Consider the following 12,951-nt stretch of genomic DNA (forward strand, 5'->3'; position numbering starts at 1 on the left):
ACGACAATCCTTCAAAGCGTATACCACTTCAACTTTCAACGCATTCTCTTCAAATATTTTTCTTGCTTTGCTCCAAAACCATCATTGCGGCTATACTAATTCATCAAAACGCTATAAACTCAAACCTTACGACAATATCGAAACTTCCATATTTGTTCTGTCTATTTCGCTTTACCGATTTTATCTTTGCCTATTTTATCACCAGTACGTCTTCAACAGAAAACAACAATGCTCTCACGAAAACTTCGGCCACAAAAACTATCTGCCGACAAAAACCCGCAGCCTATCTTGCAGCATATAAAAACGTAAGCCCATTAAAAATTTCAGCATTTTACCGATAGCAGCATTTTACCCTCCATAACCGTATGGCTCTCTCTGCACCTAAACCTGTATACCTTCTGGCGTCCCATAAGATGGCACCCTACAAGATCAGTTTGCACCTATTCAAAAAGACACCCCCTCTCCCATGCTCTTTCCGCACACATGCAGTATTTCGCATAAAACACAAAAAGAATGCTCTTTTGAACAGATCAGCCATACAGCAATATAAAAAAAGACATCTTAAAATAGCTAAACAGCCATCAATCTTCCTTTTTTAAATTATCATTCGCTTTTCTTTGCAATGAACGACTATATAAGATTTTTTGAACCTTTTCAAGAGTTTCTTAGCTAATCAGTTCGATACGTCTTCAATCGCATATTCACGCGCTTGTTTTAAAGAAACATCTCTTAAGTGCACCCAAGCCTATTTCGCGCCGCGGCCCATGAATGGTATAATGATAAATCTTCCATGACATGTATAAAATCCATTGAGCACTTTCCATCTTTACGCTTAATAAAAGAAGCAAGCCAGCACCATCACATATTGTTCTAACCCCTTATGTTCTGATACCCTTGGCACTTGAGATGGTTCATAAAAGCGTGGCCTTTCTTGTACAATTTCTCTGCGCATGGGAGCTCCCTGCTTGTAACTGCAAAAGACATTGTTTTGATTAATTCACCACGAAACAAATTTGGAATGAAAAAAATTCCAGTATTCAGGGCTCTAATTCAAGTTGAATAACGATAGATTATCATTATAAATCAAAATATTATCCAATGCATAATGCTTAATGCTCCCCCACATTGATATTTTCAGAATTTCCACAGTATCTTCCTATAGATTATTTCGCTCCATAAAACAGTTTGCTCTTAATATCGCGGCTTTACATGCGCTACTAGTATAAAAACAGAGAAACAATCATTTTATAATCAAGGTACAATTTTTGTTACGAACTTTCTCTCGTTTTTAACCTTTTAAATGCGGCTCTTCTCTTTCATAATCATCACATTTCAAATCTATTCCATGTTGAATAAATTAACATCACTTGCTTGCACATCACAAACAACGCCCTGATGTGTTGATAAAATACGCTGAAAGAAAAATGCCTCTTATGAACCTTAGCAAATGCCAAGAACTATAATAAATATTGGAAGCAAGCGTACGATGATTGTGACTTGCTCTTTCATAAGTATAAAGATGATAGCATTCTACAGATTTTTATATTATTCAAAGTTTATATTATTTCACGAGAGCTTTACTGTTATACTAGTCACATTTACCGTTATACCATTTACGAGTGTCATCGTAAAATGTCTGTCGTGTGCGTTGAGAGATGTTTCTTTAAAACAAGTACATAAATATGCAATACTAATATACAACATAAGTATATTTCGTTTGGAACGTTCTTTACTTTTGTGCAAAACATGCCCCATTAGAACAGCATTAACCAATCTTGCTATGAGATAAACGATCAAAAAACATTTTTGTCTTCCTCCGCTCACTTTAAAGGACCAAGATCTTAACTCCATCTGCTCTGTACGCAGTCCGAATTTTTGTCAAACGATCTTCTCTTGACTTCCACTCTTGTGATTCACTTAAACGAAAGGCTCAACAAATAAACCTACGAATATTCATCGCACACTAAAAAATACTTAAACATTCCAAAAAAACTTATATGCCTTATATTACCGTTATAAATGACAGTGCTTTATAGCATAACAGGATAAAAAAGTTTCCAGCAACACAAAACTTACAAAAGCAATCAATAGTCCTTTTAAAGCTTTCTTTTTTAGGATTCACAATACTCCCACTCCTTAAGCTTTTATAAAAAAGGAACGATTTTAAGCTTGCCGAATATATTGTAGCAGCATATATTACAGATATGTAACATATTGTTATTCATAAAATCACCTCAAAAAGAACAGAAAGAGGTTTTTATGGCTGATCTCGTAAAAGCCGCTATGCTTTACTCAACCTTGATTATCACCATCAATGCTTTTGTTGTTATTTTAGTTCTCGTAATAGAAATATACTAAGCATACTCTCTTGGCTTATTGTAATTTGCGCAAATAAGCATCTTAATTTCACATAAGATCAAAGAAAAATTTTAATTCTACAGATAAACCACACACCCAATTTCAAACATCACTTGCAACTATTTGAGTGTAAACTCTGCTTTTTGTATGCATTTTTAACCATCAGTGTCCGTCTTTTCACGCTATCTTGAATCTCAACTTCATTCCCACCTTAAAAAACGAAATTTTCTACCAGATCCGATCTGTAAATACTTTGTCTCCATTATTGAGTAAGTTCCTCTTTCTTCCCCCCTTCAGGGCATATCACAATTCTAAAGGATAATATTTTCATGAAGCTTATAATAAATCTATTGAAAACCATCTTTACCCTTATGAGAAAATAAACCAGCAGCATCACACACTTTTCCAGCCCCAAATGTTGCAACAATCTTTAGCACTTGAGATCGTTCATAAGAGGCATTTTTACTTCTTTCTTCAACAGTTTTTATCCACACGGCTCCCCATGCTTGTAACGTGCAAGCAGATGGTTTTAATTGATTCAACCTAGAACAGATTTGGAATAAGAGAATCTTACTATATTCGAGATCCTTATTCAGTATAAAATAATTAAATTATTTTTATAAATAAAAGTGTTATTCAAAAAAAATATTCATCACACACTCGAGAACAAAAAACACCTCATACGTAAAGTTTTATATGAGCTCCACCGCTCAACATGATAATATTACGACACAATCACGATAAAAAAATAACAAGGGAAACCCTTGCAAACTCAGAAAAGAGAAGGGAAAAATAAAAAGGTGTGGAAGGCGCTCAATTCCTCACAAATCCGGCAAAACCGTCCTAGCAAAACTGCCTCACATCTTAACTAATGTTATAATATTCTCAAATCAAAAGCAATTTTTTAAAATAGTTTGAGAAAAACATTTGAGTATGAAACGATAATAATTACATTCAGAATGTTTTTCTCTTTATTAAAACAGAGAAAAGTAATTTCCAAACAAATGTTTCCTCCCAATTTTTCCGAAATTAGCCGCAACACTTAAAGACGATCTTAGTGTGATGAAACATTTATTTGTGATAAAGGCAAAAAAACACCCCAAAGATAGATTTAATCTCATATTTTAAATACATGTAACCAAAACATTAAAAAATTAGCAGTAACACGTAACAACTCATTGAGAGGAAATACTATCTACAATTGAAAGCACTTTTGGGCTGAACAAATGACAGTATAGCATCCGTTTACACAAAGAGTACAGATCGTAAACGACTAATTCTTGAAGCCATAAAAAGACTCTCTAAAAGTTAGAGAGAGCCTAAAAAACGCAATAGAATCAAGAACTAAATAATTCCTTACTTATTGAACTGTATGTTTTTAATGAATGCCAAACATAAGTTCCATATATGCTTGTCTGGCATGTTGGCAATTTTTAGATTTCTCCATAGAAGATTGATCCAGCTTTTCACATTTTTTTGCCCACTCTTCGAGTAATGTTTTATCTTTCTTAAATTCCGCTACGCTGTAAGTTTTTTCGCAACCAGCAACGACAAGTCCAGTACAAACCAGCAATGCTATAATAATGGCTTTATTCATGATTTAATTCCCTTCCTTTTTCTCTTCAGTGTTTTTCTCGTCATCATGTACAAAGCTCGAACCAGGCCAATCTCGGGCATGAACTTCACGATACGCTTTATCTGCGTTTTTACAATTTTGAGAATCTAAATCCCCTGATATCATGCATTTCATTGCCCATTGCTCGAGTAATTTTGGATCTTTCTTAAACTCTGCTACGCTATAAGTTTTTTCACAACCAGCAACGACAAGTCCAGTACAAAGCAGCAATGCTGTAATAATGGCTTTATTCATCAATAAAATTCCCCTTTTTTTCAAATTTACAAAGTTTAGGACATAATTTAGGGCCTTAAAAAAAGTTCTACATATGCTTGTCGAAGGTTTTTACAATTTTGAGAGGATTTGAGCGGTGAATCATCCTTCTCACATTTTTTTGCCCATTCCTCGTATAATTTTTCATTTGTTTTAAATTCTTCTACGCTGTAAGTTTTTTCACAACCAGCAACAACAATTCCAGTACAAAGCAGCAATGCTGTAATAATAACTTTATTCATCAATAAATTCCCCTTTTTCAAATTTACAAAGTTTAGGACACAATTTAGCACCCGATTAAAATTGTACATTCGGTTCATTGTGCATTTTCAAAAATTTTAAAATCCACTTCTGTGCGCGATTTTTCCCAATCTATGATGATAAATCGCGTACAAAGAAAAATACCGCTATCAATATATTTTTATGATTTAATTATTGTCCTGCTGTTTTTCAGTTTCATTCCCCTTTTTGCTACTTTCACGAAGTTCCTTTGCAAGATTTCTATAATGCTCTTGAAAAAGTTCCATATCGGCTTGCATGACATTTTGACAATTCTTGATTGCAAAAGCAGAGGGGCCCATTTTATCGCATTTCTTTCCCCATTCTTGCATCAATTTTTTATCTTTCTTAAATTCTGCTACGCTATAAGTTTTTTCACAACCAGCAACAACAAGTCCCACGCAAAGCAGTAGCGCTGTTATAATGATCTTGTTCATGATTTAACCCCTCTCTTTGTTTTATATTTTATTAACAATATCTTTGGATTCACATCCCCTCCTATATTGTGACCTTGCGTCTAATTTTCCTTTGCAAATACGTACACTTCCAACGCAAACATGTTAAATCATGAAAACTGCCTTTCATTTATCAGACTTGCATTTGTAACATTATCTGCACGGCAGCTCTTTGTATTTGAAGTGTTAAAACTTCAGCAAAAATTCTGATATCTTGACATTCTCAAAAAGCTTTTTAATCATTTCTTTTCCTTCAAGAACCTCTTGGTAACGAGAAGCAGCACGATATCTTACCCAAAATTCGTCATGCCTATATCCATTGCAAATTCCCTGCAAACGAAAAAATACACCTTTTAATCAACAGATTGCGCTCTTATCATTTCTAAACCACCGGAAAAGAAAGAAAGCTTTAAGTCCCCCCTGTACTTTTTAAAAGCCAATAGAAATGCTAAAAAAGCGATCTTATACATTCCAATTGAAGAAAAAAGCCTATTGCCTTGCGTATCATTACAACTGGCATTAACTATTTAAGACTATAAAATCATATAAATGTAAGAAATATTGTCTATAATATGCTCAATGACTTCTTTTGTTTATTAGGAAAACTTATAGCGCGTCAATATCAGTAAATTTTACTTATTTTTATCCCCCCCCCTTATAAACATGAATATAATTTAATAAAACGGATTGCTGCATAACAGAAAAAAATAATCAACGCTACTCTTAATTACATTATTTACGCATGTATTAAGTACAATAAACAAAAAAATAACCTGATGTTTAAAATCATTATCAAGATAATTTTTATGGAAGAATAAACTTATCTACTCATCTAGCGGATAAGATCACAAGTAGTATGATGATTATCACATTTATAGGGAAAAATTTGAAACGGAGAATTTTTCGCAAACTCATAGCTCTTTCATGCGATGATACAGAACCTTATGAGAAACAACTTGAATGAAGCAACCATCGTGAAAAAGGAAGAGCACTTTTATTATTAACTTCGTATAAAAACAATCGATATCATCTCTAGAAAAAGCACTCAAACCAACGAAATTATCGTATCATTTTTTACACTTTTCCGTATTTTTGTGAAAGCAATTCGCGGACCTCATCAGCTATTTTAGTTCCACGACTTGCACAACTGACCTTAATCAACCGATGCAAACTTTCTGGTATATCAATCGTGAGGCGCTTCATACCTCCACTCATGCTCCCTTTGTGGCTTCCTACCCATGCATCCGCTGTTAAAGGAATTGATTTATTCGTTGGTTTTGTGCCAATTTTAATTTTTTTATTCATCGCGCTAACTCCTTGATTTCGGCTGCAACCGCTTCAATCTCTGCTGCTGCTGGTCCTTGCTTATCAACTTCATAAACCGCCTTCCCCTGTGCTGCTGCTTCTGCAAAAATCACGCGCTGCGCAACGCTAGAAGAAAGAACATGCACAGGGTATATGCCAAGAGCTTCGTTCACATCACGCCCTATCGCTGTATTGACTATTTTACGATTAATAACAAAAGCAGATTTGAGATTTTCTTTATAAACACGTGCTTCATCAATCAGCTTTACAATTCCATCCGCTGCCCAAATATCATAGGGACTAGGCAAAACAGGTATAAGCACCAAATCCGAAGCCATAAGAGCACTACGAGCAAGATCAGTTACACGCGGAGGACCATCGATAATAATATGATCATAACCATGACCAATCTGTGTAATCTCTTTGTGAACCGTTGCACGCGGTAAACCAATAACCGAAAACAAAGGTGCATCTTCACGCGCAGCAGCCCAATCCAATGCGCTTCCCTGTGGATCAACATCAATAAGCAATACCCGTGCACCGGTACGGGCAAAACTGGCCGCAAGATTAACACTCAACGTCGTTTTTCCGACACCTCCCTTTTGATTCAAAAGTCCAATAATCATTTATTACGCCTTTCAGCATTATCGTTTTTACGATTATACAGAAAGTAATAAAAGAAACAAGCATCCAATACGTGCAAAATAACCATTTCTCCTATTTTTAGGATAAATAACAATAGCCCGCAATTTTTTATAATATTCTTTTAGCATGAGCAAAAACATTATGAAGATGATATTCTTGAAAAGAACAAAATAAATTTAAAAGAGGCATGCTCTTCTTCCCCCTCCCTAAAACGAAGATTCTTAAATCCATGTCGATCTGTAAACAATGCGCTGTAAATGATCCAGCTTCTTATTTTGCGCCAGCCTTTTGGGCTTCTCCCTTCATGCAATCCACTTAATACAACTCTACAAACAAGCTCCACTCTGAATATACAACAAACTATAAGGAGAATTCATTGTTTTGCACGTTGAATGAGAGAGCCGAAATCAGGAAGATTCTCTCATTTCATGCCTCTTATATTAAATTAATCAAAATCATATCTCTTGTACGTACAAGCAGGGCTGGCGTGTGGGCAAGAACTGTACAAAAAAGGATTTAAAATGCTTCTTATGCAGAATCTCCAGTACCAAGAACTATTACAATATTGGGGGCTGGCAAATATAATAGGTGCCGACTTCCTTCTTCATAAGCGTAAAAAGGGTGGTGATCCATGAATTTTATACTCTTTGACGCTCGACAGAGTAAAATGGGCTTAAGAGAAATAAGGGTGCCTCTAGCAAGCGCGTAAACAAGCAACACAATGAAATGTCTATGTTTAGTAAACACTATAGATTATCCATAAAGACCAAACATCCGTCTTTCATAAATCGCATAACGAACATATTGCGGAGTGAGATATTTTGCATCTTATAGCTCATTTTTCCCAAATAGATTTTCTCGACAAAAAGAATATTTTTGTTAAGATGCCACTGAAAAACTTACCTTCATTATGTTCTTTCTATATACCAGACCAGAGGGTATCGTGAAGATCATGCAATTGGGAATAAACAAAAATGAATTTACAACAAATTGAACATGATATTTTTATCAGCGCCCAACTTAGCATAGAAAATATCAAAACATTGGCACAAGCTGGTTTTAAAACAATTATCTGTAACCGCCCCGATCACGAAGAGCTCCATCAACCTGACTTTTCTAGCATTAAAACGGTCGCAAATGAATATGGCATAAAAGCCTATCACATTCCCATTTCTCCTCCAACTATAGAAAAGTCAGCTGTTGAAGCCATGCAAACAATTTTAAAAACAGCCTCTCTGCCTCTTCTTGCCTATTGTCATCACGGATCACGCTCGCTGCATCTTTATCGTTTAGCGCGTCTTTAAACAGAGGTTTCGCACACTTCCTCCTCGCCTTAAAAGACTAAAATTCTTAAATACACATCGATTTGTAAAAAACAATCTGTCAATAATCTTTGTCTTGCGCCTTTCCCTTGGCTTGCCACTTCATAAAACTCTACAAGCAAGCTTTGCTCCTCAATATACAACAAGCATGCACACCCGACGCCATAAAAATGCGTAAAATTCATATGATGATCAAAGAAAATTATTTTCACCTCACTTTTTATCACTGCTCCACCTTTTTTTCTCTTCCTTTACCAATACGAGCTCATTCGTACGCCACAGACACCTAAAACGACAGTAAAACCACTAAGAAAACCCCATATTCCGAATAAAAGGCGTGCAGAGTATTTTATAAAAAAAGCCGTAAGCCATAATCTATGGTTAACTACAACATATTGATTTATAACAATTAATTATTTTGCACGTTGAATGATAAATCCTAATACCGTAAGATTCTCTCAAACCTATTTATAGTGAAGCAATCAAAAGCGTGTTTCTTGCATGTCACAAGCAGGAAGTATTCGTGTGAAATAAAACGAGTTAAGAACAAACTCTCATAAACGCTCTCAAATAGCCTAGACTGTACAAAACTGAAGGCTTGTCAATATAACGGATGGTGTCGGATTGCTCTTTTATTAGGCATAAAGATGATAGCGCTCAACGAAGCTTGCACGATACCATTCATGAGAGCCATCATGAAAATGAATATGGGAAGCGTTGAGAGATATTTCTTCAAAAGAAGCGCATAAATTAGCAAAACAAGGATATTCCAGCATTTTATTTTACCTGTGGGGCGTGATATCCTATTCAAAGAACAACAAAAGCCTGAAGCTGTTATTTTCATGATTTAAGAGATATTTCTCTGGACCCTTTTGAAAGTAGCAAAGCCGAATTTAAAAAAGACTGTCATCTGGACTGATTTTCCCCTTTATAACTTCATATTTTCCCCAATAAAGCTGTAAACCGGTTTCAGAGATTACGCAAATGGATAATGCAATAGGGCTCTCCTCATCTAGCATACAAAAGCTGTAACAGTAGAGAGAGCATTAAAGCGCTTTAATCTTTGTCTCAAACATACTGCTCGCGTTGAGGAACACTAAAGAAAAAGTTTTATAAGAAAAACAACACCATAAAGTCATGAATAGACCGAACATAGATTGGAAAGATGTTCTAACTTTTATCCAATATTTCTATCAAAAAACAACAAAACATTATTGGCTTTGTGTTTTCATATCCTTACAAGACTGTCTTTCCTTTTCATTATAGGCGTTACATTTGTGAAAGACAAAGGAAATATATGGATAGTTTTTAACTTGAAAATCTGAAAGATTGACGTGTTACGACAACAAAATTGTGCCTTTATCCATCAAAAGCATTAGAAATTTTGAAACAAATACACCTGCTTTCTCGCAATGATTTCTTTTATCTACAATCAATCGCAGTCTCCTTAATATGCATTCCCCATCACAATATACAAGAGAAACGAAACGTAAAGCATTTTCCAGCAGCTTCATTCTCGTTTACGTGATTGGTTAGCACGAAAACTGCTGCTGAGCACTAAATCTTCTTCACAAGACTCGACAAACAAAACTTTTGTAAAAATATTCATTACATAATACAAAATATCACATGCGTAAGGTTACACGAACCAACTCTCATCATAAACGATGATACGGCATAAATGACATAATAAGCCAAATTAGAAAAAAGAAACAATAAACTTTTAAAATAAAAAAAGTCATCAATTAAATTTTATCAAACTATAAGCTTAAAATCGCAAGAAATTTTAAAAACAGCCTTTCTCCTTCTTCACGTCTATTATTGCTAAATAGGCTGGTTGCTTATTCTTTACTGCATCTTTTATGATGAGTTTTAACGTATCAGAAAGAAACAAGCAGTAAAGTTTTGAATGACAACAAAAACCATAAAGTTAACTTTGAAAAAAATGATGCCAAAATCAGATCTTCAGATATTCGATTCTCCCTCTCAACAACGGAAAAAACATATATTCCACGATGTTTTGGAATATATGTTTGTGATTATAATCACTTTAAGTGCTATTTTTACGGCTATTCTCTCTTTTTCAGATCAGTTTAGGACATATTTTTAAAAGTAAGCAGCCTATCCAACGTTGATAATGGTTGTACTGTCTTTAAAATTTCTTTTGCTTTTTTTTCATCACGATGCATTTGCGCAATCAAAGGTTCAAGCCCATCAAATTTTTCTTGTCCTCGCAAAAACTGGAAAAAAGAAACGGTACAGCTTTCCCCATAAAGGTCGTCGTTAAAGTCAAACAAATAGGTTTCCAAAAGGGGCGCACCATCTTTAACAACCGTTGGACGACAACCAAAGCTTGCAACACCATCATACAAAACACCGTTCGCACGACGCAAACGTACCGCATAAACACCATGAGCCAAACGAACTTGGGGAGGCAACATTTGATTAGCGGTAGGAAATCCCAAAAGACGTCCAAGTTTTTCACCTTGAATAATATTGGAGCGTATCCGATAGTGATACCCTAATAAATGGGCTGCTTTGTCCACTTCCCCTTGTGAGAGAAGTTGCCGAATAAAACTAGAAGAAATGATCAAAGGTTGTGAATCTTGAGAACGAGAAACGCAAGAAACTTGCACAACCTCAAATCCATATTTCTCTCCCCTTTGGCAAAGAAGATGTACATTTCCGCTTTTCTGATGACCAAATTGAAAATTTTCGCCTGTCACCACAACTGAAACATCAAAAACTTCCTTTAAAAACGACTTGATAAATTCGTCCGCTGAAAGAGCGGCAAACTGTGCATCAAACGGCTGTTCAATCACGCAGTCAAAGCCAAGGGTTTTAAAAATTTCAGCTTTTTCAGCTGCCTCTGTCAAACGATAGACAGGAGCTGAATGTTGAAAAAAACTTCTTGGATGGGGTTCAAAGGTTAAAACAACTGCTGGTTTCTTTTTTATACGGGCGAAATCAAGCGCTTTTTGCAACACCACCTGATGTCCGCAATGAACACCATCAAAATTTCCAAGTGCCAACACTGCTCCCCGCCAAGCCGAGGGAAACATATGAATTCCCTGAAGACGCAAAAAATTAGTCATTACTGAAGTGCCCACATGATTGCTTGTGGTTTATAACCATGACGTTCAAGAAAAGAATGCAAAGCTTGCTTATCAACCACACCATTTTGCGTATAATCATAATGATGAATCCCCCCCATAATATAAAGGGCATCAAGACCAAAATGAGCCGCCCCCTTAATATCCGTTAAAAGACCATCACCAATAGCTAAAACTTGACTTTTTTCTACTGTTCCCCGTACTTTTTGAAGTTTTTCAAAGGCACATTCATAAATAGGCGCGTGAGGTTTTCCAGCAATGCGCACCTCCCCCCCTAATTGTTGATAAAGACGAGCCAATGCACCAGCGCACCAAAATTCTTTATTTCCATAATGGACAATCACATCTGGGTTCGCACAAATAAAAGGTAAATTCCGCGACCGCATGCGACGAAACATCTCCTCATAAGCAGAGGGTTCTTCGTCAAAATCTTCAAGAAAACCGCTACAGACGACAACAGAAGCCTCCCATTCTTCAACAAATTCACACTCTAACCCTTCAAACAGCACCAAATCATGCTGTGGACCAATGAAAAAAACTTTACGCGGAGCAGTCAGAATAAGATCGCGCGTTACATCCCCTGAAGTGATAATGGCATCATAATAGTCGCTATGAACATTCATACTTTGTAATTGAGCAGCAACATCTTCCCGTAGCCGAGGAGAATTGGTCAATAAAATGACAGTTTTTCCCATTTGTCGGATTTTATACAACGCCTTCAACGCTGGTTCAAATGCATGTACACCGTTATGCACAACACCCCACACATCACAAAAAACAGCATCATAATGCGCTATAATAGTCTCAATATGGGTAACTTCATTCATGGTGCACCTATCTCTATTTGTCATTTAAAGCTGTCTTTTACTTCAAAATTACTTACCGAAAGATAATACTTGTGTCATCTGCTTTCTCAAACCATATCCCAACTTTTTATCGTCTATAGAGATCATAAGAAATGATAAAATAACTAAGTTATCATTAAGTTGTGCAAAATTCTAAAATGCTTGATAGCAAAAGCTTATCATTCCCCAATGCTCATTTTTCTCATAAAAATTTTAATTCTAACAACAACGACGTTGGTAGAGTTTTTTATCTAAAATACTCAAATTCTTCATTGAGAAAATAAACGTATCCCCCTCTTAAAAACATGCATCATGAGAAAGCCCAATATATTTTCTCATTTCAAATCTGTTTATATTGAATCAATCAAAACTATTGACTTGCACATTATAAGCGGAGAGCCTACAGATAAAAACACGTGAAGAAAGAAAAAATAGCTCTTATGCTCCCTTTCAAAGGCAAAAACTGTCGTAATATTTTGAACTGGCCGAGAGTATATGCCGTCCGAGCATCTTTTTTTCAATATAGCTTTTATCCCATTCATAGAGGCTTTTACACTACACACTTTACGAAGCACCATTGTAAAATAGGCGCTAACATTGAGAAATATCTTCTTAAAAAAATGTGTGAATATACAACAATCAGATCTATAATGTTTTGAGTTTATTTTGCATGAGGGCTCTTTACTCATAAAAGCTTTCCCCTATCATCATGATATCTCAGACGCATCAAAACAAGCCATT

Annotated in this window: 12 protein-coding genes; 1 reads left to right on the top strand and 11 read right to left on the bottom strand. The window is 35.6% G+C overall.

Going from position 1 to position 12,951, the window contains the following annotated elements; all coding sequences use genetic code 11:
• Positions 1–2,705: 2,705 nt before the first annotated feature.
• From ACFILL_RS07010 to parA, 7 genes are all read right to left on the bottom strand, one after another.
• Complete coding sequence (locus tag ACFILL_RS07010; RefSeq protein WP_273790973.1) at positions 2,706–2,852, bottom strand: hypothetical protein; 147 nt, start codon at positions 2,850–2,852, stop codon at positions 2,706–2,708.
• An 884-nt stretch (positions 2,853–3,736) separates the two neighbouring features.
• Positions 3,737–3,955 carry an EexN family lipoprotein gene (locus ACFILL_RS07015; RefSeq protein ID WP_273790972.1) on the bottom strand — a complete coding sequence of 73 codons (219 nt, stop codon included), beginning with the start codon at positions 3,953–3,955 and terminating at the stop codon, positions 3,737–3,739.
• A 3-nt stretch (positions 3,956–3,958) separates the two neighbouring features.
• Positions 3,959–4,228, bottom strand: coding sequence for an EexN family lipoprotein (locus tag ACFILL_RS07020; RefSeq protein WP_375631341.1), 270 nt, complete (start codon positions 4,226–4,228; stop codon positions 3,959–3,961).
• A gap of 47 nt (positions 4,229–4,275) precedes the next feature.
• Positions 4,276–4,488: an EexN family lipoprotein gene (locus tag ACFILL_RS07025; RefSeq protein ID WP_375643560.1), complete on the bottom strand. Its 213-nt coding sequence runs from the start codon at positions 4,486–4,488 to the stop codon at positions 4,276–4,278.
• A gap of 186 nt (positions 4,489–4,674) precedes the next feature.
• The gene (locus tag ACFILL_RS07030; RefSeq protein WP_375643561.1) at positions 4,675–4,962 is read right to left on the bottom strand and encodes an EexN family lipoprotein; all 288 of its coding nucleotides are present in this window, start codon (positions 4,960–4,962) and stop codon (positions 4,675–4,677) included.
• A 1,092-nt stretch (positions 4,963–6,054) separates the two neighbouring features.
• Positions 6,055–6,285: a plasmid partition protein ParG gene (locus ACFILL_RS07035; protein ID WP_273790969.1), complete on the bottom strand. Its 231-nt coding sequence runs from the start codon at positions 6,283–6,285 to the stop codon at positions 6,055–6,057.
• Positions 6,282–6,911 carry a ParA family partition ATPase gene (gene parA, locus ACFILL_RS07040; protein WP_273790968.1) on the bottom strand — a complete coding sequence of 210 codons (630 nt, stop codon included), beginning with the start codon at positions 6,909–6,911 and terminating at the stop codon, positions 6,282–6,284. The genes ACFILL_RS07035 and parA overlap by 4 nt, the downstream gene beginning before the upstream one ends.
• A 993-nt stretch (positions 6,912–7,904) precedes the next feature.
• On the opposite strand from parA, the gene ACFILL_RS07045 reads away from it, so the two are divergent.
• Entirely contained in the window at positions 7,905–8,234 is a 330-nt protein-coding gene (locus ACFILL_RS07045) for a TIGR01244 family sulfur transferase (RefSeq protein WP_375643562.1), read from the top strand.
• A 29-nt stretch (positions 8,235–8,263) separates the two neighbouring features.
• Here ACFILL_RS07045 and ACFILL_RS07050 read toward each other — a convergent pair whose 3' ends face one another.
• From ACFILL_RS07050 to ACFILL_RS07065, 4 genes are all read right to left on the bottom strand, one after another.
• Positions 8,264–8,479 carry a hypothetical protein gene (locus tag ACFILL_RS07050; protein ID WP_375643564.1) on the bottom strand — a complete coding sequence of 72 codons (216 nt, stop codon included), beginning with the start codon at positions 8,477–8,479 and terminating at the stop codon, positions 8,264–8,266.
• 408 nt (positions 8,480–8,887) lie between these two features.
• On the bottom strand, positions 8,888–9,028 hold the full coding sequence (locus tag ACFILL_RS07055; RefSeq protein WP_375637739.1) for a hypothetical protein: 141 nt from the start codon (positions 9,026–9,028) through the stop codon (positions 8,888–8,890).
• Between the two features lie 1,317 nt (positions 9,029–10,345).
• Positions 10,346–11,347 (bottom strand): bifunctional riboflavin kinase/FAD synthetase, encoded by a 1,002-nt coding sequence (locus tag ACFILL_RS07060; protein WP_273790966.1) that lies wholly within the window; start codon positions 11,345–11,347, stop codon positions 10,346–10,348.
• Positions 11,347–12,192, bottom strand: coding sequence for a TIGR01459 family HAD-type hydrolase (locus ACFILL_RS07065; RefSeq protein WP_273790965.1), 846 nt, complete (start codon positions 12,190–12,192; stop codon positions 11,347–11,349). The genes ACFILL_RS07060 and ACFILL_RS07065 overlap by 1 nt, the downstream gene beginning before the upstream one ends.
• Between the last annotated feature and the right edge of the window lie 759 nt (positions 12,193–12,951).

Origin of the sequence: Bartonella sp. AP20NXHL (genome assembly GCF_042196165.1) — a bacterium.
GTDB lineage: Bacteria > Pseudomonadota > Alphaproteobacteria > Rhizobiales > Rhizobiaceae > Bartonella.